Below are 23,589 nucleotides of genomic sequence, written 5' to 3'. Positions count from 1 at the left end.
TCGCATATTATTAAGCAAGGGAGAGGTGCCGCGTGTCAAAGATTGCGTAGCGTTAAGTAATGGCCAGCAGGGGGGCGAGATTACTTTAGTTCGTACAAAACTGATTTACCTTCGCCTTTGTCGCGCGTCACGCGAAGGGTTTTGCCCTTGTATTCGATGCGCTGGCAGTCTGTGCCAAGATCTTTGTCGCCCAATTGGGCGGTGCGGCAAACGTGGCCCGCGGTCCAGATCCATTTACCGCTTAGCTCTTGCCCGCCAAATTTTCCGGTGAGAGTGCCGTTGGCATTGTAGGTGCCGCTGCCAGTTTCGTTACCAAACACGCGGTCAACAACAGCTTTACGAAAGCCGACCTCGGTTTTGATCCGCTTGAAATCGTCTGCCGAAGCGACGGTAGCGAACAGAGCGAACCCAACGGTGGCGGCGGCTAGTTTGCGGAAAATCATGATAGTACCTTTTTAAAATATGGTTTTTTTGACTGCGCTGAACAAATCGCAGTGGTTTTCAAAAGGGTCAATCTAAAACAGTTTGTGTTGTTACGCTTACTGTTCAGGAGTTGCGACCAACGCCTTAACAATCGCCTTTGCGCTTTCGCTATCCCATTCCGCGTCGCCTTGAAGGCGGGCGATTTCCTGCCCTTCGGGGTTCAGGATCACGGTTACGGGCAGCCCCAGAACCGCCATCGAACGGGAAAGCACCATCTTTGGGTCGCGCAGGGCCACCAGGTTTTCCACCCCTGTTTCGCCAAAGAACTTTTTAATGGCGGGCAGGGGGTTTCGGCCGACGGCCACGGTGACAACCTCAAACGTTTCGCCACCCAGTTCGGCCTGCAACGCGTCCAGCCCCGGCATTTCCTTGCGGCAGGGCGCGCACCATGTCGCCCAGAAGTTCAGCACGACGTATTTGCCGTGAAATTCCGACAGGCTGCGCGGGTTTTCCTCTAGGTCCACTAGGTCGGCTTCGGGCACCGGCGCGGGTTCCGAATGGAAGTTCAGCTTCTTGATCGTGCCTTCGCGCAACCCTTCCAACATTGCCACATCTGCGGCGGCGGTATTTGCACCAAGCGCAAGGGCCGTGTAGAGGACGACAAAACGCAACCAGCTCATTCATTTCCCTCCAGGGACGATCTCATGACCAAAGACAGCTCAAACGCAATGTGGGGCGGACGCTTCGCCGCCGGACCGGACGCAATCATGGAGGCGATCAACGCCTCGATCGGGTACGACCAACGGCTTGCAGCGCAAGATATTCAAGGTTCCCGCGCCCACGCGGCGATGCTGGCCCAAACGGGCATCATTACCTCTAACGATGCCGAAGCGATCCGGGAAGGGCTGCTCACGGTCTTGTCAGAAATAGAGGGCGGAACGTTTCAGTTTTCCACCGCGTTGGAAGACATCCACATGAATGTGGAGGCGCGGCTGAAAGAGGTGATCGGCGAACCCGCTGGCCGTCTGCACACCGCGCGCAGCCGGAATGATCAGGTCGCGACCGACTTCAAACTGTGGGTCCGCGATCAGATGGACGCCGCGATGCAAGGGATTGAGGCGCTGATCCGCGCGCTGCTGTCACAGGCCGAAGCAGGCGCCGATTGGGTGATGCCCGGCTTTACCCACCTGCAAACCGCGCAGCCCGTAACATGGGGCCATCATATGATGGCCTATGTCGAAATGCTGGGGCGCGACCTTTCCCGTTTCCGCGATGCGCGCGCGCGTATGAACGAATGCCCGCTAGGTTCCGCCGCGTTGGCCGGTACGTCCTTCCCCATCGACCGTCACATGACGGCCGAGGCGCTGGGCTTTGACCGCCCGACTGCAAACTCGTTGGACGCTGTGGCCGACCGTGACTTCGCGCTGGAGTTTCTGTCCTGCGCCTCCATCACCGCGATGCACCTTAGCCGGTTCGCCGAAGAGTTGGTGATCTGGTCTTCGGCCCAGTTCCGGTTTGTGACGCTGTCTGACCGTTTCTCGACCGGATCGTCGATCATGCCGCAGAAAAAGAACCCCGACGCGGCAGAGCTGATCCGCGCCAAGATCGGGCGGATTTTCGGTGCGAACACTGCGTTGCTGATGGTGATGAAGGGCCTGCCGCTGGCATATTCCAAGGACATGCAGGAAGACAAAGAACAAGTCTTTGATGCCGCCGATAACCTGATGCTGGCGCTGGCCGCGATGGAAGGCATGGTTAAAGACATGAACGCGAACCAAGGCCCGCTTGAGGCTGCGGCGGCGTCGGGCTTTTCCACAGCCACCGATTTGGCTGACTGGTTGGTGCGGGCGCTGAATATGCCGTTCCGCGATGCCCACCACGTAACAGGTGCCTTGGTGGCGCTGGCGGAAAGCAAAGGGTGCGATTTGCCGGACCTGTCATTGGAAGACATGCAGGGCGTCAATGCGCAGATTAACGCCGATGTTTTCGGTGTTCTGGGGGTTCAGAACTCCGTTTCCAGCCGGATGAGCTATGGTGGGACTGCGCCTGATCAGGTGCGTGCTCAAGTTGCCCGCTGGAAGGAAACTCTTGGATGAAACCCGCGATCCTGTTTGCCGTTTTAACCCTTGCCGCCTGCGGTGCCGATGGCCCGCCAGTTAAGCCGACCCTTAACACATCCATCGGGATCGGCAGCAATGGGGTCACGACAAGCAGTTCGGTTGGGGTGCGGACAGGGAATGTTGCCGTCAGCGTGGGGCTTTAGGCCTGATCTGAATTGCATTGTGCCGCGCTTATGCTAAGAGCGCGGGCATGGATCACTTTCTTTATCGCGATGGCGTTCTGCACGCCGAAGATGTCCCGCTGCCTCAGATTGCTCAGGCGGTGGGGACTCCGTTCTATTGCTATTCCACTGCGACGCTGACGCGCCATTTCAAGCTGTTCGACGAAGCACTTGAAGGTGTCGATCACCTTGTCTGCTATGCGATGAAGGCGAATTCGAACCAAGCGGTGTTGAAACTGATCGCTGGGCTGGGCGCGGGCGTCGATGTGGTGTCGGGCGGTGAATATGCGCGCGCCAAGGCGGCCGGCTTTGCAGGCGATAAGATCGTATTTTCCGGCGTGGGTAAAACCCGCGAAGAAATGCGCGCGGCGCTGGAAGGTGGCATTCGCCAGTTCAACCTTGAAAGCGAGCCAGAGATGCTGGCCCTGAACGAGGTTGCGCTGTCTTTGGGCAAGATCGCCCCCGTGACCATTCGCGTGAACCCTGATGTGGATGCGAAGACCCACGAAAAGATTGCCACTGGCAAATCGGAAAACAAGTTCGGCATTCCCATCGCCCGCGCGAAAGAGGTTTACGCCGAAGCCGCCGCCCTGAAGGGTTTGGATGTCGTTGGGATCGACGTGCACATCGGCAGCCAGCTGACCGATCTTGAGCCGTTCGCGATGGCCTATCGCAAGGTGGCCGAACTGACAGAGACTTTGCGCGCCGAAGGGCACAACATTCGCCGCCTTGATCTGGGCGGCGGGCTTGGCATTCCTTATGAACGCTCCAACGAAGCACCGCCTTTGCCCGTCGAATACGGCGCGATGGTGAAAGAGGTGTTGGGCCATCTGAATTGTGAAATCGAAATCGAACCCGGCCGCCTGATCGCAGGCAACGCGGGGATTCTGGTGTCTGGTGTGATCTATGTGAAGTCGGGCGAAGGCCGCGATTTCCTGATTCTTGACGCGGCGATGAACGATTTGGTGCGACCGGCGATGTATGGCGCATACCATGACATCGTTCCGGTTATCGAAGCCAAAGCAGGCACCGAACAGGCGCGCTATGACATCGTCGGCCCGGTCTGCGAATCCGGTGATACCTTTGCAAAACAAAGGGATATGCCCCCGGTTGGCCCCGGTGATCTGGTCGCGTTCCGTTCGGCAGGGGCGTATGGCGCTGTGATGTCGTCGGAATACAACACACGGCCCCTGATCCCCGAAGTTTTGGTGCATGAGGATCAATTTGCCGTAATCCGTGCCCGTCCCACCTTTGACGAGATCATAAACCGCGATACCATTCCGGAATGGCTCTGACGCGCAGGTCGCGTTGTCAGGCCCCGGAATGAGGCATGACGGATATAAACCGCACCCCTGAAATGGCGCTGAAAGCGCTGGCCCGGCCCCTGCGTCTTACGCGCTGGGGTATGGTCGCCGAACGCGCAACGCGGGCGTTCTGGCCACTGTGGACGGTGCTGTTTCTGATCCTTGCCGCACTTGCGTTCGGCCTTCACGAAGAGCTCCCGGTTGAGGCGGTTTGGGCTGGCCTTGGGCTTGGCGCGATCGCGTCGGTCTGGGCGTTGGTTTCCGGCTGGCGGGCGTTTCATTGGCCCAAAGCCGCCGAAGCGTTAGAGCGGTTGGATCAAACCCTTCCCGGTCGTCCGATCACAGCCCTTGCCGATACACAGGCCATTGGCGCAGGCGATGCCGCGTCCGAGGCGGTGTGGAAGGCGCATTTGGGGCGCATGGCCGAACGGGTTCAGCAGGCCCGCGCGGTGTCCCCTGATCTGCGGGTTTCGGCGCGTGACCGTTACGGTCTGCGCTATGTCGCTGTTACGCTTTTTGCGGCTGCGGTTCTTTTCGGATCATTGTGGCGGGTGACAACTGTGGCCGATATCGCCACGGGGCCGGGTGCGGCGCTGGCAAGTGGCCCGGCGTGGGAAGGTTGGGTCGAACCGCCCGCATATACCAGCAAGCCAACGCTGTACCTGAATGACATCGCGGCCGGGGATTTGACCTTGCCACAGGGCAGCCGCGTGACCCTGCGCCTTTATGGCGAAGTGGGCAGTTTGACCGTGACGGAAACCGTTTCGGCGGGCTCCGCCCCTGCGCAGGAAATGGCGCATGACTTCGAGGTTGATCAAGAGGGCAGCATCGCGATTGCGGGCCCCGGCGGACGCGAATGGGCCATCGCGATCAGCCCGGATGCGGTTCCCGTCGTGACCTTCAACGGCACGATGGAGCGTAAAGCCTCTGGCGAGATGCAGCTGCCGTTCACCGCTGCTGATGACTATGGCGTGTTGGCGGGGAAGGCGACGATCACGCTTGATCTGGCCAGCGTTGATCGGCGTTTCGGGCTGGCAGCCGATCCCGAGCCTCGCGAAAAGCTGGTGCTTGATCTGCCGATGCCGATCACCGGAAACCGCGCCAGTATCGAAGAGGTGCTTGTCGATAACCTGTCCGAACACCCGTGGGTCGGCCTGCCGGTGAACGTGGTGCTAAGCGTCGAAGATGCCAAAGGTCAGGAAGGCCAGACAGAGCCTTTGGCCGTTTCTCTTCCCGGTCGCCGTTTCTTTGATACGCTGGCGAAGGCGATTATTGAACAGCGGCGTGATCTTCTGTGGACCACCCAGAACGCTGGACGGGTTGCGCAGGTTTTGCGCGCGGTCAGCTATCGCCCCGATGACATTTTCCGGGATGGCTCTACCTATCTTCAACTGCGCACAGCGTTGCGCCAGCTAGAGGCGAACGATGTCCTGTCGCCCGAGGTGCGCGATGAAATCGCGCAGGTGTTGTGGGATATCGCGCTTAAAATCGAAGACGGAAACCTTGCCGACGCGCTGGAACGTCTGCGCCGCGCCCAAGATCGGCTGTCCGAAGCAATGCGCAATGGCGTGAACGAAGATGAAATTGCCGATCTGATGCAGGAACTTCGCGATGCGATGGATGACTACATCCGTCAACTTGCAGAACAACAGCAGCAAGACGGGCAGCAACAGCAGCTTTCGGAAAATCAGCAGTCACAGGAAATAACCGGCGATCAGCTGCAAGATCTGTTGGACCGGATACAAGAACTGATGGAGCAGGGCCGGATGGCCGAGGCTCAGCAGCTGTTGGATCAGCTAAGCCAGATGATGGAAAACATGCGGGTCACGCAGGGCCAGAACGGGTCTCAAAGTCCGGGCCAGCAGGCGCTTGACGGTTTGGGGCAAACACTGCGCGAACAGCAGGGCCTTTCGGACGAAGCGTTTCGTGATCTGCAGGAACAGTTCAACCCCAATGGCCAACCCGGGCAAAACGGCCAAGGCCAAGGCCCTGACGGCGAACAAGAGGGCGGGGAAACCGGCGAAGGTCAGCAAGGCCAGGGCCAGAATGGCGAACCCCAAGATGGCCAAGGCGGCGATCCGGGGCAAAGTCTAGCAGACCGCCAGCGGGCGCTGCGCAATGAATTACGCCGACAAGAGGGGAACCTTCCCGGCGTCGGTGGCGAAGAAGGGGAGGCTGCCCGCGACGCGCTTGACCGCGCTGGCCGCGCGATGGACCGGGCCGAGGGCGCGTTGCGCCAAGATGACCTTGCCGGTGCGTTGGATAACCAGTCCCAAGCGATGGAAGCGTTGCGCGAAGGCATGCGCAGCTTGGGCGAGGCCTTGGCCCAGCAGCAGCAACAGGGCCAGCAGGGCGAAGCAATGGGCCAAGCACCCGCAAGTTCGGCCACTGACCCGCTTGGTCGGGAAAGCGGATCGTCCAGCAATCCGACCGAAGGCGGCGAGCTAAGCTTGGGCGATGGGTCTTTGGGCCGCGCGCGCGAACTGATGGATGAAATCCGTCGCCGCTCGTTCGATCAAACCCGCCCCGAAGCCGAGCGTGACTATTTGAAACGGCTTCTGGACAGGTTCTGATTATTCAGCGGTAAGCGATGTCAGGAACACGGTGACCTGCTCGGCCAAGGCGGCGAATTTGGCGTTCATGACAATACGTAGGTTATCAAGCGCGCTGACATACTTGGCCAGATAAGGTTCAGCCGCAGGCACGGTTTCAGAAATCAGCGGTGCCAGCAGGTAAACGGCGACAACCAACATACCAAGCAGGATCATCAGGCTAAAGCCGGTGCCGAAATTGCTGTTGGCTTGCGCTTCTTTTTCGGCCGCGTCGGTATCTTCGTCTTCATAGGTGTCGTCGTCAGTCGTCAGATCACTGGACGCGCGCAGCGTAGAGTTGATTTCTTCGATGTCCGGCAGAAGGTCGCGGCGCGGGCCGTCAATTTCTTCATCTTCGAGAGAGACACCACTCCGCATCCGGTCCATGCGATCTTTGGCGTCGATCGCGGCGGCGGCGATTGATGTTTCAAGGCCTAAATCTGGCTGGCTTTCCAACGGTTCTGGCTGTGCTTCATCGATGCGTGCCTTGGTCTCACGTTCGGCCTCTTCGCGCAGAACATCCAGAACGGAATCGTCCAGTTCCTGTTTTTTCGGCTCATGTGGGGGTGGGGCGGCAAGATCGTCTTCCAGACCGGTGGTATCGTCAGCCGGCGTTGGATTTTCGTCATCATTCGCGGCAATGGCTTGGGCAGTGTCGCCCGTTTCTTCGCTATCAGCTGCGTGTTGAAACCACGTGTGCCCACAGTTAGAGCACTGAACATCGCGCCCATTTTCGGGGATGACGCTGTCATCAACTTCATACGTTGCGTCGCAATTCGGGCAAACCAGTCGCATCTTGTACCTTGTCCACCAAGCGCTTTTCACGCTGCTCCCTGCCTCTGTTAACGTCATGTTGTATCAGTATCGCAGGAAATTCAAAGGGTTTGCGTCCTTGACCAATTGAATCCGCTGGCTGTGTCGGGCACAACACTGTCAACAAAGAGCGGAGAGGCATGTGATTGAGCTAGACAAGGTGGCCCATAGCTACGGCGGCGGCGAACTTTTGTCGGATATCACGCTGCGTTTGGCGCATGGTTCGTTCCATTTTCTGACCGGCCCATCGGGTGCTGGCAAAACGACGCTTCTTAAGTTGTGCTATGGCGATCTGATGCCAAGCGCGGGGCATGTACGCCTTTTTGAACAAGATGTTCGCAACATGAGCAGGGACGAAGTTGCGCGGATACGTCGGCGCATCGGGGTGGTCCACCAAGATTGCCAGTTCCTTGATCACCTATCTCTTGCTGAAAACGTGATGTTGCCGCTTGTCGTAGCGGGCAAAGACCCCGCGGAAGAGGAACAAAACCTGGCCGATTTGCTTGGCTGGGTCGGTCTGGCGAAGCAGGCGCACTCCCTTCCGCCCGAACTGTCGGGCGGTGAACGTCAGCGTGCCGCGCTGGCGCGCGCGGTCATCATGTCGCCAGATGTGATTATAGCGGATGAACCGACCGGGAACGTGGACTGGGACATGTCATTGCGGATTTTGCAGTTGCTTGTTGAGCTGAACAAGATGGGCAAAACCATTCTGATTGCGACCCACGATCTGAACTTGATCCGCGCGGCAAAAGCGCAAGTCGCTGCACGTGTTTTGCGTATCAAAGACCGGCGGGTGCAGCTTGCGGGGGCCGATCTGTGAACCCGTTTTTTTCGCGCATTATGGCTTTGACCGCGGGCGACCGTCAGGCAGACAGGGTTGTTCCGCCGACTGGGTTCACCGTGAAGCTGACGGTGTTCACCTCGGCCGCGATGGCGTTTCTGGCGGTGTTTGCGCTGGCGCTTTCGATGGCGACGGGGCGCTTGGCGGATCGGTGGTCGGATGCGTTGGCGCGCACCGCAACGGTGCGGATTTCCGCCCCCGAAGGGCAAATGCAGGCCCAGACAGACGCAGTGCTGAATGTACTGAGCACCACGCCTGGGGTTTCCGAAGCCCGGGTTCTGACCGACGAAGAACAACGTGCGCTGCTGACGCCGTGGTTCGGCCCTGACCTGCCAATCGATAGCTTGCCATTGCCGCAACTGATTGAACTGACCGAGGACAGCAACGGCTATGACGCCGAAGGGCTGCGCCTGCGTTTATCGGCCGAAGCCCCGGGCGCTGTGCTGGATGATCACACGCGATGGCGGCGCCCCTTGGTGCGCGCCGCGGGGCGGTTGCGGACGCTGGGCTGGATTTCCATTCTGTTGATTGGTTTGACCACGGCAGCGATGATAACGCTTTCGGCAAATGCCGCGTTGGCGGCCAATGCCAAGCTTATTCGTGTGTTGCGCCTTGTTGGTGCGCGTGACGTTTACATCGCGCGCGCCTTTGTGCGCCGCTTTACCGGGCGGGCGTTGCAGGGGGCAGCGGTGGGTACCATCTGTGGCATGATCGCAGTCGCGCTGTTGCCGGGCGAAGACAGTGCTGGTGGTTTTTTGACCGGCCTTGGCTTTAAGGGCTTTGGCTGGATCATTCCGTTGTTTATTCCGCCTCTGGCGGGTTTCGTGGCCTTCTGGGCCACTCGCGCTGCCGCGCTGCGCGTGCTGAAGGAGATAAATTGATGGCTTACGCGTGGCGTTGGGTTCGCTCTCTTTTGTTCATCATTCAGATGTACGTGATGATGCTGGTGCTGGCGATTATCTATACTCCGTTTGCGCTGTTCATGCGCGACTGGGCATTTCACGCGATACACGCCTATTGCCGGTATGTGCGCTGGTCGGCGCGTTGGATGGTTGGCCTGCACTCGGAAATTCGGGGCGAGGTGCCGCAGGACGAGGTTCTGATCGCGTCCAAGCATCAGTCGTTCTTTGACATCATCATGATCGTCTCTGTCACGCCGCGCCCTAAGTTCATCATGAAAAAATCCCTACGTTGGGCACCGATCCTGGGCTGGTACGGCATGCGCATCGGCTGTGTGCCGGTTGACCGTGGCAAGCGTGGTCAGGCCATTCAAAAGATGGTCGACGATGTGCACAAAGGGCGTGAACAACCCGGCCAGCTTATCATCTATCCTCAGGGAACGCGCGTCGCGCCCGGTGTTGATAAGTCTTACAAGATTGGCACGGGCGTCTTGTACGAACAGCTTGGCCAAGCCTGCGTGCCAGCAGCCACAAATGTTGGCGTCTTTTGGCCGCGCGCTAGTATCTATCGTAAGCCCGGCTTGGCCGTGGTGGAGTTTCTTCCGCGTATTCCGGCGGGCCTGCCAACCCGTGAATTCATGGTGGATTTGGAAGAAACGGTTGAGACCGCGTCGGACGCACTGATGGCCGAAGCAGGGTTCCGCAAAGGGGGCTAGGCGCGCAGATTGTAGAGGCCGACCCCCGTCATCCCCAACGCGACCCCGGAAAGCACCGTGCGAATTTGGTTCCACATCTGCCATCGCGGTGAATAGTCAGACCAAATCCGTTCGGCCACTTCACGCTGATCCGGCACAGAGATTTGGGCCAGCGATTCATTCATCGGCACGTTTACCGCCATCGTCAGGGCCAGCCCGCCGAACAGATAGATTACACCGCCAATGGCAAAGGCCCAGGCTGCGCTGCCGCGGTCTTGGCGTTGGGCAAGCGTGGCCGTCAAAAGCATGACAAACGGAGTGGCAAAGAAAGCCGGAGCAAACACGCCGTTGCGCACGGATGCGTTCATCGCCTGCATTGCGTTGATTGCGACCCGTGGGTCAGCGGCATCAAGGCCCCACATGGTGGAACACACCCACGCATAGAAAAAACCGAAAATCGCACCGGACAATATTAGCGAAAGAAAGGCCGAAATCGGCAGGGTAAAGCGCATCTAAAATAACCTTGGTCAAATTCTTTGGCGTAAGCGTTTTATGCCGAGGCCGCCAAAATCTGTCGTCGAAAAAAAGCAAAAAATTAAGACACTATCGGCTGGCACGTTAGATGCAGCAGGCACGATCTGACAACAGCTTCAAAGTGAAACTTTTCGAAATTCTTCAATTTATTAGGATTGGAATGCTAAGCCGAAAGGCCCTTGCTTCCCATGCTAAGGAATTTTTTGCGGCGATCTTGCACAAGTGTCTTGCGATCTTTTCCGTCAAGTTCGGCAAGCATTGCCGCAATCGCACGGCCAACCGAAGCAATCGTCGCCTCGCGGTCGCGCTGTGCGCCGCCAAGGGGCTCTGTGATGATCCGGTCGATCACATTTAGCTTTTTCAGGTCTTGTGCGGTCAGGCGAAGGGCCTCTGCTGCTTCGCGCATCTTTTCAGCGTCTTTCCACAGGATCGACGCGCACCCTTCGGGCGAAATGACGGAATAGACAGAGTGTTCAAGCATCGCCAACCGGTTCGCAGTTGCGAATGCCACAGCGCCGCCAGAACCACCTTCGCCGATGATGACAGAAATCAGTGGCACGCCAATTTGCAGGCACTTTTCAGTTGCGCGGGCGATAGCTTCTGACTGGCCGCGTTCTTCGGCGCCCTTGCCGGGGTACGCACCGGGGGTGTCCACCAAGGTGACGACGGGCAGGTTGAACTTGTCGGCCATTTCCATCAGGCGGATGGCTTTGCGGTAACCTTCTGGGCGCGCCATGCCAAAGTTCCGCTCGATGCGGGATTTGGTGTCAAAACCCTTTTCCTGACCAAGCACGACAACCGGCTGATCCTCAAAACGGGCCAGCCCGCCCATAACCGCGTGGTCATCGGCAAAGTTACGGTCACCGGCCAGCGGGGTATATTCCGTAAACAGCGTTTCGATATAATCTTTGCAATGCGGGCGGTCGGGGTGACGCGCGACCTGACATTTGCGCCATGGGGTCAGATCTTTGTACAGATCTTTAAGAAGGTCGGTTGCCTTCTTGTCCAGGGCGGTGGCCTCTTGCTTTACGTCCATCTCTTCATTCGCCACGGCCAGCGCGCGCAGCTCGTTTGCTTTGCCTTCAATTTCTGCCAGCGGTTTTTCGAATTCGAGATAGTGCATAGGGGCCTCCTATATGAGTTGAGCGATATATGACTGCGCAAAACAAGATTTGCAACTGAGCAAGACTTGCAAAGTCCAATAGTGCGAACAGAATGTCAGAGCGTTGATCAGGGGCGATTATGCAAAGTGATTACGAAAAGCGCATGTTGCGGGTATTGCGATACATTCACGAAAATCCCGAAGGCGACCTTTCGCTAGACGTTTTGGCCGATGTCGCCGCGATGAGCCGCTTTCACTGGCACCGTGTTTTTACCTCGATGATGGGGGAAACTGCGGCGCAGGCGGTGCGGCGTATACGGTTGTTTCGGGCGTCGTGTTTGTTGGTACAGACCGAAGATACGATTGCTGAGATTGCCGCCAAAAGCGGCTATCAGAACGTGACCAGCTTTACCCGCGCCTTCAGTGAAAAGTTCAACCTGTCGCCCGCAGCGTTCCGGCAACGCGGTGATTTTTTGCCGCTTTCATCCCCACACCCCGGAGAAAGACCCATGTTCGACATTGTCATATCCAACGCGCCCGCGCGCCGCATCGCAGCCATTTCCCACACCGGCCCGTATTATGAAATCGGCAGAGCCTATGGAGAGATTGCCGCGATCTTCTCGGCGAAAGAGTTTTGGTCGCACACGGAACACATGATCGCGATATTCCACGATGATGTGGATGCCGTGCCGCTGGATCAGTTGCGCAGCCATGCCGGGTTCATCGTTGACGACACGCCGCTGCCCGACGGGGTCGAAGAGCTGCGCCAACACCCCGGCCGCGCTGCGGTGATCAATTTCAAAGGGCCGTATGCAGGGTTGAAGGCGGCGTATGAGTATCTTTATGGCCAGTGGCTGCCCCGTTCAGGCGAAGAACCGGCAGACGCCCCGTCGTATGAGATTTACCTGAATTCCCCAATGGACACTGCGCCGGATGATTTGCTGACGGATATCTATGTGCCCCTGCGGGGCTAGTCAGGGAAGGTTATAATCTGCGTTGTAGATACAATGGCGGCGCCCGGCCGTTTCCCCAGTCGCGGCAGAATTTTCTGCCGACAGTTCAAGCATCATCCCCTCCCGTGCGCTGATTGGTGAACCCGCGCGGACATGCTGCATCAGGGAAACGCCGGGCGCCAGCCGGCCGCGCAGTTTTTCACGCTGCGCGACGTGTGACTGAACCGCTTAGCCGCCAATCATTTCAGACTGACGCACAATCACTTCGGCCTGTTTGATGCTGGCGATGTCGACAAGGCGGCCCTTGTAGACGGTCGCACCTGCGCCGTCGGCCTTGGCCTTTTCCATCGCTTCCAGAATTTCGCGGGCTTCCTGCACCTGTTCGGCGGAAGGCGTGAACACCTCGTTCGCAAGGGCGATCTGTTTTGGGTGGATGGCCCATTTGCCGACCATACCCAACGTGGCAGAACGGCGTGCTTGGGCAACAAAGCCTTCATCGTCGCTGAAGTCACCGAATGGGCCGTCGACAGGCAGAACACCGTGCGTGCGGCACGCGGCGACGATTGCGGCCTGCGCCCAGTGCCACGGGTCAGACCAATGCTTGGCCCCTTCGTGCGCCATATAGTAATTTTCCTGCGTCCCGCCGATGCCGGTGGTCTGCATCCCCATGGAGGCCGCGAAGTCAGCCGCACCCAGAGACATTGCCTGAAGCCGGGGCGAGGAGGCCGCGATTTCTTCGACATGCGCGATACCGGCGGCGGATTCGATGATCACCTCAAAGCTGATCGGTTTGGTGCGGCCCTTGGCGGTTTCCACAGCGGTGGCAAGCGCATCAACGGCGTATACGTCGGACGCGCAGCCAACCTTTGGGATCATGATCTGGTCAATCCGATCGCCTGCCAGCTCTAGCAAATCGACCACGTCGCGGTACCAATAGGGCGTGTCCAAGCCGTTGATCCGCACGGAAAGGTATTTGTTGCCCCAGTCGATATCGCCAATCGCCTGAATGATATTCTTGCGCGCTTCGGGCTTGTCATCAGGCGCGACGCTGTCTTCCAGATCAAGGTTGATCACGTCTGCGGCGCTGGAGGCCATCTTTTCAAAAATAGCAGGGCGCGAACCGGGGCCGAACAATTGGCAGCGGTTCGGACGGGCAGGGGCGGCGGGCTGAATGCGGAAGCTCATTTGCGGGCCTTCTGGTAATGATGTTTCATTTGCGTTTGCGCATTTGGTAGAATATTGCGCGGCCATCTTCAAGTTGTCTTTTGCAGGTGCAGAATCGCGGCTGCTTACGAAGTATCTGCTAAGAACTTCATCCTGCTTGCATATTTCTTGCAAGCTTTGTGCCATTCTTCGACATTTCTTGCCTTATACGGATGCAATTGCAGCAAGATAGGCAAGAACTCCCCAGTCATATTGATAGCCTTTCCCAGACAAATCTGCGGAGAGAATTATGATCCAGACCCCATATCTTTTGTTTCTGGGCGATGCCCCTGACCAATTGTCGGCCAAAGTGGCGCAAGGGATAAAGGATTGGCGCCCGGATCATGCGGTCGGCCAGTTCCGGATGGACGGCTGCAAAGCTGATCTGGGCCTTGCCGACATGACGTTGGCGCAGGCAAAGGCGGCGGGCGCAAAGACCTTGGTCATAGGCGTGGCGAACCGGGGGGGCGTGATTTCTGCGGCGTGGAAAAAGGTGCTGGTTCAGGCGCTAGAGGAAGGGTTCGACCTTGCCAGTGGTTTGCACAACCTGCTGCGGGACGAAGAGGATCTGGCCGCCGTCGCAAAGGCATGTGGTCGGGAATTGCACGATGTGCGCGTGCCCAGCGTCGAATACCCCATCGCCGATGGCGTCAAACGCAGCGGCAAGCGGTGCTTGGCTGTGGGCACGGATTGTTCGGTCGGCAAGATGTACACCGCATTGGCCATGGATAAAGAGATGAAGGCGCGGGGCCTGAAATCCTCTTTCCGGGCGACGGGTCAGACGGGCATTCTGATCACCGGCAACGGCATTCCGCTGGACGCGGTCGTGGCGGATTTCATGGCCGGTTCCGTGGAATGGATCACACCCGATAATGACGATGATCACTGGGATATGATCGAAGGGCAGGGCAGCCTGTTCCACGTCTCATTCTCGGGCGTGACGATGGCGCTGATCCATGGCGGGCAGCCTGATGCGCTGATCCTGTGCCACGAACCAACGCGCGATCACATGCGCGGGCTTCCAGGGTATGCTTTGCCCTCGCTTGAAACGCTGCGCGATACGGCGTTGCCTTTGGCGCAGGTGGCGAACCCGGCGTGCCAAGTGGTTGGCATTTCGGTTAACACCCAGCATATGTCACAGGAAGAGGCGCTGGAATATCTGGCCGGGGTTGAGGCACGTCTGGGCCTGCCTGCGGTCGATCCGTTCCGCCAAGGCGCGGCGCGATTGGTGGATGCGCTGGCCGCCATCTGAAGCGCCAGTAACAGGAGGCTGCATGAAACTTTCCGTAACGCCCGAAACCTTCCGACTGGCCGAGGTGTTCACCATTTCGCGCGGATCACGCACAGAGGCCGAGGTGCTGACCGTGCGCATATCAGACGGCGGCGTGCAGGGGTGGGGAGAATGCGTGCCCTATGCGCGTTACGGCGAAACCTTGGAAAGCGTGACCCAGCAGATAGAGGCATTGACCGTGCCGCTGGATCGGGCGGCGTTGCAGGGGCTGTTGCCCGCTGGGGCCGCGCGAAACGCCGTGGATTGCGCCCTGTGGGATTTAGAGGCGAAAAAGGCAGGTAAACGCGTTTGGGAACTGGCTGGCCTAACCGCGCCCGGGCCAGAGATCACGGCCTTTACCCTTTCCCTTGCGGATGCTGATGTCATGCGGGCCGCCGCCGCCAAAAACGCCCACCGCCCGCTTTTGAAGATCAAGCTGGGAACACCCGATGACATGCCCCGCCTAGAGGCCGTTCGCCAAGGTGCCCCCAGGGCCCGCATCATCGTGGACGCCAACGAAGGCTGGTCAGCCGAGGTGTACACCGACCTTGCCCCCCATCTGGTGCGATTAGGCGTGGAACTGGTGGAACAACCCTTGCCCGCCGGGCAGGATGACATGCTGGCCGAAATCGCCCGCCCCCTTCCGGTGTGTGCCGATGAATCCTGTCATGACCGCGCCTCTTTGCCATCGCTGAAGGGCAAGTACGATCTGGTGAACATCAAGCTGGACAAAACCGGCGGCCTGACAGAGGCGCTGGCCCTGCGCGACGCTGCGCTTGCCGGTGGGTTTGAGGTGATGGTTGGCTGTATGGTTGGCTCTTCCCTTGCGATGGCTCCGGCCACGTTGGTTGCCCAAGGCGCGACAGTGACAGACCTTGACGGGCCGCTGCTTCTGGCCGAAGACCGTCCAGAACCGTTGAGATTTGACGAGGATGGCGTGCACCCGCCTGCCGCTGCCCTCTGGGGATAAGGGAGACTAAGAATGAGCCGTACAGTTTACGTGAACGGGGAATACGTGCCCGAGGATGGGGCAAAAGTTTCGGTATTCGACCGTGGTTTCCTGTTCGCCGACGGCGTCTACGAGGTGACATCGGTTCTGGACGGCAAACTGTTGGAATTCGAAGGCCACGCCACGCGGCTTGAACGCTCCCTTTCGGAACTGGACATGGCGTCGCCGGTTACCAAGGACGAATTGCTGGAAATCCATCGCGAACTGGTACGCCGCAATGACCTGACCGAAGGCATGATCTATCTTCAGATCACCCGCGGCGCAGCGGCTGATCGCGATTTTGCCTTCCCTGATCCCGAAGAAACACCGCCCACAATCGTTCTGTTCACCCAGTCCAAGAACTTGGCCGATAGCCCGGCGGCGAAGGTCGGGATGAAGGTCATTTCGATCGACGATATCCGCTGGGGTCGCCGCGACATCAAAACGGTTCAGCTGCTGTATCCTTCGATGGGTAAGATGATGGCCAAGGCCGCCGGTGCGGACGATGCGTGGATGATCGAAGACGGCCACGTGACCGAAGGCACATCGAACAACGCCTACATCGTGAAGGGCGGCAAGATCATCACGCGCCATCTGGGCAGCGAAATCTTGCACGGTATCACCCGCGCCACCGTTCTGCGTTTCGCCCGCGAAGCTCAGATGGAGGTTGAGGAGCGCCACTTTACCATCGAAGAGGCGAAAGAAGCGGACGAAGCTTTCATCACCTCTGCGTCGACTTTCGTGATGCCGGTGATCGCCATTGATGGCGTATCCTTGGGCGACGGCACCCCGGGCCCGGTGGCACAACGCCTGCGCGAGATTTACCTAGAAGAAAGCCGTAAGGCCGCGATCTAAGGATCGCTGACAGTTTGGTTTGTGAAAGCGGGGCGGTTGCGCCCCGTTTTTTTTACCCGCCCAACATAGAACCAATCTTTAGATGAACGTGCCAGCCGGTCCGGCAACTTTGCCAAACGCGTGCGTGAACTTTGCCGTGGTCGTTGCGCGGCGACTCGGGCCTTTCGAAAGGGTGATGTGCTTGCGGAGGGCGATCAGGCGGATTTTCGTCTGATCATCTTGGAATTGCCACAGTTCGTGCGAAAAATTCACTTAATATTCATTAAATACAATCACTTGAATATTTTTATGTGAATTGCCCTATTTGTTCCAAATTCCCAACAATCCGGATGTTTCCGCCCGAATTTCGTCCAAAATGAGGATCAGTCAGTGCCCTCTGACACTCACAAGGAAAACAAAAAAATGAGCACTGATATCTCTAAACTAAGCGAAATCGATGGGTTCCTAGGCGCGAGCCTGGTCGATAGCGACTCTGGCCTGATGCTGTCCGCCGAAGCTGGCAGCGGCTCGTTGGATCTTGAACTTGCCGGCGCCGCCAACATGGAAATCGTGCGTGCTAAGAATGCTGCGATCAAGGCGCTGGGCTTGAACGATCATATCGAAGACGTGCTGATCTCTTTGGAAACGCAGTATGACCTGATCCGCCCATTGGCATCGAACCCGGATGTCTTTGTTTACGTCGCGCTTGACCGCAAGAAGTCGAACCTTGGCATGGCGCGTCTGGCTGTCAAGAATGTCGAAGCCGGCCTTACTATCTAATCAGTTGTTATTGCGGGTCATCTGTTTGGAGCAGGTGACCCGACTGACACCTTAAAAAACTATGGATCACCGCGCTGTATCAAGACCAGCGTGTTTCCAGAGCAGTAGGCGACTTAGTCTTCTTTTTCAGGAAGACTTTCAAACGGCGGCTGATAGCCGTTCGCTTCATACTGTTCTCGTGGGATGCCGATTAGTTTTCCAACGCCTTTGTCGATAAAGGCAAATTCCAACCCGTTTGCAAGCTTGGTACGATTTACACCACTAGTTTCACTCATCTGAGGTCCTCTCTCCTCCGGTTCATAGTGTGGCAAAATGATCCGAAAAATGTGGCGAAAGTTTGGGGGACAAAAGACAATCTATCGGCCATATCGAGGCACGAGAACGCTTAACCTAGGGGCAGGCGGATTGCTTGCCCCAGGCGTCATTTCGCCAACGTTTTAAGGCGTAAGTCCGGTCATGCGAAGTCTTGGAACGATGACGCGCGGGACGGTTTGCGGGGGCTTAACCCTTCCCGACATTCTTTTCAAAAGCATCCTTGAATTCGGCCTGTTTCGCGGCCGAAGCGTCGGTTTGGAAGTTGGCCTTCCATTCGTCCATGGTCATGCCATAGAACGCCTCGCGGCCCTCGTCTTTGGTCATTTCGATTCCACGTTCGTTCGCGGCCTCTTGGTACCAGCGGCTTAGGCAGTTGCGGCAAAATCCGGCAAGATTCATCATGTCGATGTTCTGAACGTCGGTGCGATCTTCCATCAGGTGCTTTTGCAAACGGCGGAATGCGGCGGCCTCTAGTTCGATCTGGGTTTGCTTATCCATTACGTATCCTCCGCTTATATCGTGCGCTTGGCATAGGTGGCTGGTTCAAGGTCGAATATATCAACCGACAGGCTGCCGACATCTGGCAACTTTTCTTCCAGCGCGGCAAGCACGGCTTTGGTCACGCTTGCCTTGGTTTCATCGTCCCGCCCCGGCATCACGCGCAGGGTGACATGCACCAGACTTTGGATTTCAGAGCCCAGAACGCAATGGTGGCTTTGGACACCGCGTACTTTGATCGCGGCGGGGTTAGGGAAAACACCCGTGTCTTTGACGGCCTGAAACAGATGCGCGAACAGTCCCGCGATGTCGTGGGTTTCTTCCAGTGGGGCAGAGTATTCGACAAGCACGTGGGGCATAATTCAAAGTCCTGTTTGGGTCAGAACCTCGGTCAGCATTGGCGCGACACGCTCTGCCCAGTTGTTCTGTTCGGTTTCGGTTTCGATTAAGTCGTTGCGTAGTTCAATCAGGGTGCTGGGGCGGCCGGGAATTTCGGCGTGCCGATCTATTGAATCGCCCGGTAAGTGCCCGCCATACGGTTCGTTTTCGCCAACACACAGGTCGGGTTCCTGACGCAGGCGCCAGATCAGCGGGCGCGACAGGCGGTTGTCTGCGGCGTGCAGGATGCCGATGTGCCACGGGCGTGGCGGGCGGCCCTTAAGCTGTTTGGTGTAACTGTGGATGGCGACGATAACGGTATCGTCCTGCCGTGCGGCCAGTCGCGCCAGCGCGTCGTGATAGGGGCGGTAACATTCGGCAAGGCGGTGTTCCAGTTCCTCGGAGTCAGCACGGGCGTTGCCGGGGATGATGGTGCCGTCGTACAGGCGCATCAGAAGGGTTGGGTCATCCTCGCCGCGGTTGGGGTCGATGACAAGACGGGAAAAGTTGGATAGGATCGCGGGGCAATCCAGCAACTCGGCCAGTCGTTTGGTGACACCCGCCGCGCCGGGATCGAACGCGATGTGGCGGGCCATATCTTCGGGGTGAACACCAAGGGTGCCACCGGCAACGAAGGGAGGAACGGTGTTGGCGGCGTGATCGCAGGTAATCAGCCAGCGACCGGGGCGATTTTCGCCGATGATGTGAAACGGTTCGTAGGTCATGCGCCTGTCATCTTTGCGGGTCAGATAACGGTCTAAGCTACGTAAGGGCAAAGTGCCAGTTGTCACATTGAATGTTAGCGCCTATCAATGGCGGCAACTTACCGCATTTATTGCCGCATAATACGAAAGATGAGACGCGACGTATGAGACGCCTTCGCAACGTAAAAATCGTGGCCACCTTGGGGCCAGCTTCTAACGACTATAAAATGATCCGCGCCTTGTTTGAGGCAGGGGCCGATGTGTTCCGCCTGAACATGAGCCACGGATCGCACGAAGAAATCCGCGAACGTCACGCGATCATCCGTCAGATCGAAGAGGATGTTGAACGCCCAATCGCCATTCTGGCCGACCTTCAGGGGCCAAAGCTGCGGTGCGGTGTGTTTGCCGGTGACAGCGAAGAATTGGTCGAAGGCGAAAAGTTCCGCTTTGATCTGGACACTGCCGAAGGTGATGCACGTCGCGTATGCCTGCCGCACAAAGAAATCTTTGAGGCGCTGGAGCCCGGTTCGACCCTGCTGGTGAACGACGGCAAGATCCGCCTGAAGGTTGAAGAGTGCGGCAAGGACTTTGCTGATTGCGTTGTTGTTACGGGCGGAACCATTTCCAACCGTAAGGGCGTGAACGTGCCTGACGTGGTGCTGCCCCTTGCGGCGCTTTCCGAAAAAGACCGCCGCGATCTGGAGTTTGTCTGTGAATTGGGTGTTGATTGGTTGGCCTTGTCCTTCGTTCAGCGCCCCGAAGATGTTCTGGAAGCGCGCGATCTGGTCAAAGGTCGCGCTGCGATCCTGTCGAAGATCGAAAAGCCAGCAGCGGTGACAGCGTTCCCCGAAATTCTGGAAGTATCCGACGGTATCATGGTTGCCCGTGGCGACCTTGGTGTTGAGCTGCCTGTGCAGAATGTCCCGCCGATCCAGAAGCGTCTCATCCGTGGCTGCCGCGCAGCGGCCAAGCCGGTGATCGTTGCGACGCAGATGCTGGAAAGCATGATCGAAAGCCCTGTGCCAACGCGGGCAGAGGTTTCGGACGTTGCAACCGCGATTTACGAAGGTGCGGACGCGGTGATGTTGTCTGCGGAATCGGCCGCTGGCGATTATCCGGTCGAAGCTGTGACCACGATGAACAACGTCGCGGTCGAGATCGAGACAGACCCAACTTATCGCGAAGTGATCGAAGCCAGCCGTGGTGCTTCGCATTCTGGCGTTGCCGGTGCGATCGTTGCTGCCGCCCGTGAAATCGCCGAAACACCCGAGATTAAGGCGATCTGCTGCTTCACGCATTCCGGCACCACAGCATCGCTGACAGCGCGTGAACGCCCCTGTGTTCCAATCATCGCGCTTACCCCGTTTGCGACCATCGCGCGCAAGCTGTGCCTGACTTGGGGCACGCAGTGCTTCTTCTCGGGCGAGGTTGATCGGTTCAAGATGGCAGTTGTCAGCGCGGCACGTGCGGCACGTCATGCGGGCTATGCAACGGAACAGGATCAGATCGTTGTGACAGCCGGTGTGCCGTTCAACGTGCCGGGTTCAACGAACATCCTTCGCGTAGCCCCTTGTGAAGAAAGATTGATTTTCCGCACCGATCCTGAATAATCAGCCTCGCATTTATGCGGGGGAATTATGGATACTGATTTATTTTTGGTCATCGGCGTTGTGCTTGGCGTCTTGGCCATCCCATCGTTGCTTGGCGCCTATTCAGAAGGCCGCCCACCTAGGGCGGCCTCTATCATGGTGCTAATAGCGGGAACTTTGATCTTGCTTGCGGTGACAAACCATCCAAGCGGGTATGCGATCAACGACGTGCCAGAAGCCTTTGTGCGTGTCTTTGGCCGCTATGTGAACTAAACCTCTTGCCTCATGGCGGCCGTGGCCTTATACGGCGCTTTCCAACTGGCACGACCGGCCTAAGTGGCATGCCGAGTCGCGCTATAACCGCTCAACGATTGAGGAGACGGAAATGCCCAAGATGAAGACGAAATCGAGCTGCAAAAAGCGGTTCAAAGTGACGGCCAAGGGCCGCGTGAAGGCCGGTCAGGCTGGCAAGCGCCACGGCATGATCAAGCGTTCCACCAAATTCATCCGCACTGCACGCGGTACAACCACGCTGTCGGCTCCTGACGAGAAAATCGTCAAGTCGATGATGCCGTATTCGCGTTAAGGAGGGTTTGATATGTCTCGAGTAAAAGGCGGAACGGTCACCCACGCACGTCACAAGAAGGTTATCAAGGCTGCGAAAGGCTATTACGGTCGTCGCAAGAACACCTTCAAGACAGCAACACAGGCGGTCGATAAGGCCAACCAATACGCAACCCGCGACCGGAAGCAGCGCAAGCGTAACTTCCGCGCTCTGTGGATCCAGCGTATCAACGCTGCTGTTCGTTCGCATGACGAAGCGCTGACATACAGCCGCTTCATCAACGGCCTGTCTTTGGCAGGTGTAGAGGTTGACCGGAAAGTTCTGGCAGACCTTGCTGTGAATGAACCAGACGCGTTTGGTGCCATCGTCGAAAAGGCGAAGGCCGCTCTGGCGTAAACCTCTTCCCGAGGTAAAGTTTTAAAGCCGCGAGCCCGGAAACGGGTTTCGCGGTTTTTTTATGTCATTTCAAACTTGGCTTCCACGTGATCAAAGCAACCTTTCGCCAGATCACGCGGATCAATCCACAATTGAAATAGGCCATCCGGGGCAAACCGGACCGGCGTACCAAATGAATCGCCGATTTGCAGCAAAAGCACCTGATCCTTCCGTTCAGACGCGGCGCTTTGGATCATGCCGCCAGCACCAAACATTTGAAACGGCAACGCACCAGTCGATTGGGTGGTCATGGCGGCATAAGCTGCGCGGGGGCGGGTTTCACTGATTGCGCGCTTATCCCATGCTCGTTGAATGTCTTCGCTGCGGTATTCAGCCTGAAACCGTTCATCGGCCAATTTGACGGCATACGAAAACGCATCTTTGGCAATGACCAGCGCATGACCTGCATGGTTCTGATGCCCAACGACCAGTTTATCGAGGAAGTCGACGCGCAGCGGCAGGTCTGGATCGCCGTCGCCATAGTTCCTCTCAAATTCGCAGAGTGTTTCTGCAAACCGTTTCAAGGCAAATTCGGGAACCGGGCCTTTTGCGTTTTTCGCAAGTTCCCTCCACTTCATTGCCTGAACGTCGAAGGGTTTGGAGACTTTCGGCAGGCCATAAAGCAGTGTCAGCGTTGGAGAGGACTTTGGTTCATAATAAACCTGTGCTTGTTTTTTCTGAGTGTTTTCCAAAAGGCTGAAGGCTCTGGCAAGGTCTGGGTCATCCTCGCCGACATCTGCCATTTCGTTCAGATAATCGGTCGTCATGATGTTGCAACGCCGCAGGAACTCTTTGGACCAGTTGAAGATAAACTGCCAATCCAGATGTTTTTGAGTGATCTTGTGGCGGCGGAGAATCTCTCGGGGGAACAGGTTGAGAAGTTTGGGTGGAACTGGCTGATCGGCTGGTTCATCAAGGGGCCGCAGGCGCGCAGCGTTCAGGGCCTTCATCAAAGATGCTTCTTGCAGGTCATGGGCCAGATCTTTCAGTTCTGGCTTGGTGTCCAATTCACCCCTCTGGATTGCGTGCAATTGCGGGCTCTCGGCGTCGATCGAAAGGAATGGAAGGGACTGTGCGTATTGCCTGACCAGTTCGCGGCCGCAGGGTGAAACCCCTTCCTTGTCCACGTGACGAAATGCGTTTTGTGTCAGGTTTGGTGTGCCGTCGGGCGGCGCAACTTCGGGCAAGGAGGCCACGTCCCGTTGCGTAAACAAAATGCGGGCGGGCGCCTCATAGATCGTATCGTCCCACAGGGGCAAAAAGACGAACAACGTACCCCGTTCGGGCATTTCCGGCATGTCATAAGACCGCGCGCCGACGGTCAGGGATCGCGGCATTTTTACTAGGTCGATCTGGGCAAAGAAATGCATCGGACGTCTGGCAACATCGCTTGGCCACTCCAGTTCGGCAGGCAGTTGTGGGCGGCCGCCAAGCATGTAGGGTTCACTGCCTGTCAGTGCGGTGCTTGGCAATGGGCGGATGGCCAGGGCAGGTAAGGCCTCTGGCGGATTTTCAGGTCTCACAAAGCTACTCCAATCAATGCCGCATAAGAAACTCTGCCAACATGGCAGGGTTTAGGCAAGGATCTGGCGAT

General features: G+C 57.7%; 28 protein-coding genes. 16 read left to right on the top strand and 12 right to left on the bottom strand.

Annotation, left to right across the window (positions count from 1 at the left end; all coding sequences use genetic code 11):
- Positions 1-80 precede the first annotated feature (80 nt).
- Both COL8621_RS13705 and COL8621_RS13700 read right to left on the bottom strand, forming a co-directional pair.
- Positions 81-443 carry a hypothetical protein gene (locus COL8621_RS13705; protein ID WP_093967882.1) on the bottom strand — a complete coding sequence of 121 codons (363 nt, stop codon included), beginning with the start codon at positions 441-443 and terminating at the stop codon, positions 81-83.
- A gap of 96 nt (positions 444-539) precedes the next feature.
- Positions 540-1,103: a TlpA family protein disulfide reductase gene (locus COL8621_RS13700; protein ID WP_093967881.1), complete on the bottom strand. Its 564-nt coding sequence runs from the start codon at positions 1,101-1,103 to the stop codon at positions 540-542.
- 24 nt (positions 1,104-1,127) lie between these two features.
- Here COL8621_RS13700 and argH point away from each other — a divergent pair, with 24 nt between their 5' ends.
- Genes argH through COL8621_RS13685 form a run of 4 tightly spaced genes read left to right on the top strand, consistent with a single transcriptional unit; the run spans position 1,128 to position 6,581 of the window.
- On the top strand, positions 1,128-2,519 hold the full coding sequence (gene argH, locus COL8621_RS13695; RefSeq protein WP_093967880.1) for an argininosuccinate lyase: 1,392 nt from the start codon (positions 1,128-1,130) through the stop codon (positions 2,517-2,519).
- Positions 2,516-2,686, top strand: a complete 171-nt coding sequence (locus tag COL8621_RS19195; protein WP_176438500.1) for a hypothetical protein — start codon at positions 2,516-2,518, stop codon at positions 2,684-2,686. Before argH ends, COL8621_RS19195 begins: the two co-directional genes overlap by 4 nt.
- Positions 2,687-2,733: 47 nt before the next feature.
- On the top strand, positions 2,734-3,999 hold the full coding sequence (lysA, locus tag COL8621_RS13690; protein ID WP_093967879.1) for a diaminopimelate decarboxylase: 1,266 nt from the start codon (positions 2,734-2,736) through the stop codon (positions 3,997-3,999).
- Positions 4,000-4,034: 35 nt separating this feature from the next.
- The gene (locus COL8621_RS13685; protein WP_093967878.1) at positions 4,035-6,581 is read left to right on the top strand and encodes a TIGR02302 family protein; all 2,547 of its coding nucleotides are present in this window, start codon (positions 4,035-4,037) and stop codon (positions 6,579-6,581) included.
- Here the strand turns inward: COL8621_RS13685 and COL8621_RS13680 are convergent, their stop codons facing one another.
- Entirely contained in the window at positions 6,582-7,394 is an 813-nt protein-coding gene (locus COL8621_RS13680; protein ID WP_176438499.1) for a zinc-ribbon domain-containing protein, read from the bottom strand.
- A gap of 160 nt (positions 7,395-7,554) precedes the next feature.
- Between COL8621_RS13680 and COL8621_RS13675 the strand changes: the two genes are divergently transcribed.
- Genes COL8621_RS13675 through COL8621_RS13665 form a run of 3 tightly spaced genes read left to right on the top strand, consistent with a single transcriptional unit; the run spans position 7,555 to position 9,868 of the window.
- The gene (locus COL8621_RS13675) at positions 7,555-8,232 is read left to right on the top strand and encodes a cell division ATP-binding protein FtsE (protein ID WP_093967876.1); all 678 of its coding nucleotides are present in this window, start codon (positions 7,555-7,557) and stop codon (positions 8,230-8,232) included.
- A gap of 20 nt (positions 8,233-8,252) precedes the next feature.
- On the top strand, positions 8,253-9,134 hold the full coding sequence (locus COL8621_RS13670) for a cell division protein FtsX (RefSeq protein ID WP_093968593.1): 882 nt from the start codon (positions 8,253-8,255) through the stop codon (positions 9,132-9,134).
- Entirely contained in the window at positions 9,134-9,868 is a 735-nt protein-coding gene (locus tag COL8621_RS13665; RefSeq protein ID WP_093967875.1) for a lysophospholipid acyltransferase family protein, read from the top strand. The genes COL8621_RS13670 and COL8621_RS13665 overlap by 1 nt, the downstream gene beginning before the upstream one ends.
- Here the strand turns inward: COL8621_RS13665 and COL8621_RS13660 are convergent.
- Positions 9,865-10,359 carry an anthrone oxygenase family protein gene (locus tag COL8621_RS13660; RefSeq protein ID WP_093967874.1) on the bottom strand — a complete coding sequence of 165 codons (495 nt, stop codon included), beginning with the start codon at positions 10,357-10,359 and terminating at the stop codon, positions 9,865-9,867. The genes COL8621_RS13665 and COL8621_RS13660 overlap by 4 nt on opposite strands.
- 185 nt (positions 10,360-10,544) lie before the next feature.
- Positions 10,545-11,504: an acetyl-CoA carboxylase carboxyltransferase subunit alpha gene (locus COL8621_RS13655; protein ID WP_093967873.1), complete on the bottom strand. Its 960-nt coding sequence runs from the start codon at positions 11,502-11,504 to the stop codon at positions 10,545-10,547.
- A 119-nt stretch (positions 11,505-11,623) separates the two neighbouring features.
- Between COL8621_RS13655 and COL8621_RS13650 the strand changes: the two genes are divergently transcribed.
- Complete coding sequence (locus tag COL8621_RS13650) at positions 11,624-12,457, top strand: AraC family transcriptional regulator (protein WP_093967872.1); 834 nt, start codon at positions 11,624-11,626, stop codon at positions 12,455-12,457.
- Positions 12,458-12,664: 207 nt separating this feature from the next.
- Here COL8621_RS13650 and COL8621_RS13645 read toward each other — a convergent pair whose 3' ends face one another.
- A complete protein-coding gene (locus COL8621_RS13645; protein ID WP_093968592.1) occupies positions 12,665-13,621 on the bottom strand; it encodes an L-malyl-CoA/beta-methylmalyl-CoA lyase in 957 nt (318 codons plus the stop codon).
- Between the two features lie 268 nt (positions 13,622-13,889).
- Here COL8621_RS13645 and dgcN point away from each other — a divergent pair, with 268 nt between their 5' ends.
- Genes dgcN through COL8621_RS13630 form a run of 3 tightly spaced genes read left to right on the top strand, consistent with a single transcriptional unit; the run spans position 13,890 to position 16,752 of the window.
- The gene (gene dgcN, locus COL8621_RS13640) at positions 13,890-14,891 is read left to right on the top strand and encodes an N-acetyltransferase DgcN (RefSeq protein WP_093967871.1); all 1,002 of its coding nucleotides are present in this window, start codon (positions 13,890-13,892) and stop codon (positions 14,889-14,891) included.
- A gap of 22 nt (positions 14,892-14,913) precedes the next feature.
- A complete protein-coding gene (gene dgcA, locus COL8621_RS13635; RefSeq protein ID WP_093968591.1) occupies positions 14,914-15,879 on the top strand; it encodes an N-acetyl-D-Glu racemase DgcA in 966 nt (321 codons plus the stop codon).
- Between the two features lie 12 nt (positions 15,880-15,891).
- Positions 15,892-16,752 (top strand): D-amino-acid transaminase, encoded by an 861-nt coding sequence (locus COL8621_RS13630; protein WP_093967870.1) that lies wholly within the window; start codon positions 15,892-15,894, stop codon positions 16,750-16,752.
- A 78-nt stretch (positions 16,753-16,830) separates the two neighbouring features.
- On the opposite strand, the gene COL8621_RS19190 is transcribed toward COL8621_RS13630, so the two are convergent.
- Positions 16,831-17,004, bottom strand: a complete 174-nt coding sequence (locus COL8621_RS19190) for a hypothetical protein (RefSeq protein ID WP_176438498.1) — start codon at positions 17,002-17,004, stop codon at positions 16,831-16,833.
- A 150-nt stretch (positions 17,005-17,154) separates the two neighbouring features.
- Between COL8621_RS19190 and COL8621_RS13625 the strand changes: the two genes are divergently transcribed.
- Positions 17,155-17,511 (top strand): roadblock/LC7 domain-containing protein, encoded by a 357-nt coding sequence (locus tag COL8621_RS13625; RefSeq protein ID WP_093968590.1) that lies wholly within the window; start codon positions 17,155-17,157, stop codon positions 17,509-17,511.
- Between the two features lie 113 nt (positions 17,512-17,624).
- Here the strand turns inward: COL8621_RS13625 and COL8621_RS19185 are convergent, their stop codons facing one another.
- The 4 genes from COL8621_RS19185 to COL8621_RS13610 form a co-directional block, all read right to left on the bottom strand.
- Positions 17,625-17,786 carry a hypothetical protein gene (locus COL8621_RS19185; RefSeq protein ID WP_176438497.1) on the bottom strand — a complete coding sequence of 54 codons (162 nt, stop codon included), beginning with the start codon at positions 17,784-17,786 and terminating at the stop codon, positions 17,625-17,627.
- Between the two features lie 226 nt (positions 17,787-18,012).
- The gene (locus COL8621_RS13620) at positions 18,013-18,324 is read right to left on the bottom strand and encodes a DUF1244 domain-containing protein (RefSeq protein WP_093967869.1); all 312 of its coding nucleotides are present in this window, start codon (positions 18,322-18,324) and stop codon (positions 18,013-18,015) included.
- A gap of 14 nt (positions 18,325-18,338) precedes the next feature.
- Entirely contained in the window at positions 18,339-18,683 is a 345-nt protein-coding gene (locus COL8621_RS13615; protein WP_093967868.1) for a 5-carboxymethyl-2-hydroxymuconate Delta-isomerase, read from the bottom strand.
- Positions 18,684-18,686: 3 nt separating this feature from the next.
- Positions 18,687-19,427: an N-formylglutamate amidohydrolase gene (locus COL8621_RS13610; RefSeq protein ID WP_093967867.1), complete on the bottom strand. Its 741-nt coding sequence runs from the start codon at positions 19,425-19,427 to the stop codon at positions 18,687-18,689.
- Positions 19,428-19,570: 143 nt separating this feature from the next.
- On the opposite strand from COL8621_RS13610, the gene pyk reads away from it, so the two are divergent.
- The 4 genes from pyk (at position 19,571) to rplT (ending at position 21,956) form a co-directional block, all read left to right on the top strand.
- A complete protein-coding gene (gene pyk / locus COL8621_RS13605) occupies positions 19,571-21,016 on the top strand; it encodes a pyruvate kinase (protein WP_093967866.1) in 1,446 nt (481 codons plus the stop codon).
- Between the two features lie 27 nt (positions 21,017-21,043).
- Entirely contained in the window at positions 21,044-21,268 is a 225-nt protein-coding gene (locus tag COL8621_RS13600; protein WP_093967865.1) for a hypothetical protein, read from the top strand.
- 112 nt (positions 21,269-21,380) lie between these two features.
- Positions 21,381-21,581, top strand: a complete 201-nt coding sequence (gene rpmI / locus COL8621_RS13595) for a 50S ribosomal protein L35 (protein ID WP_093967864.1) — start codon at positions 21,381-21,383, stop codon at positions 21,579-21,581.
- A 12-nt stretch (positions 21,582-21,593) separates the two neighbouring features.
- Entirely contained in the window at positions 21,594-21,956 is a 363-nt protein-coding gene (gene rplT, locus COL8621_RS13590) for a 50S ribosomal protein L20 (protein WP_093967863.1), read from the top strand.
- 59 nt (positions 21,957-22,015) lie between these two features.
- On the opposite strand, the gene COL8621_RS13585 is transcribed toward rplT, so the two are convergent.
- A complete protein-coding gene (locus COL8621_RS13585) occupies positions 22,016-23,518 on the bottom strand; it encodes a DUF1963 domain-containing protein (RefSeq protein ID WP_141137892.1) in 1,503 nt (500 codons plus the stop codon).
- Between the last annotated feature and the right edge of the window lie 71 nt (positions 23,519-23,589).

It is taken from the genome of Actibacterium lipolyticum (assembly GCF_900184935.1).
GTDB lineage: Bacteria > Pseudomonadota > Alphaproteobacteria > Rhodobacterales > Rhodobacteraceae > Actibacterium_A > Actibacterium_A lipolyticum.
Note: the sequence above shows the minus strand (reverse complement) of the source record. Positions and strands in the feature narration are given on the sequence as shown.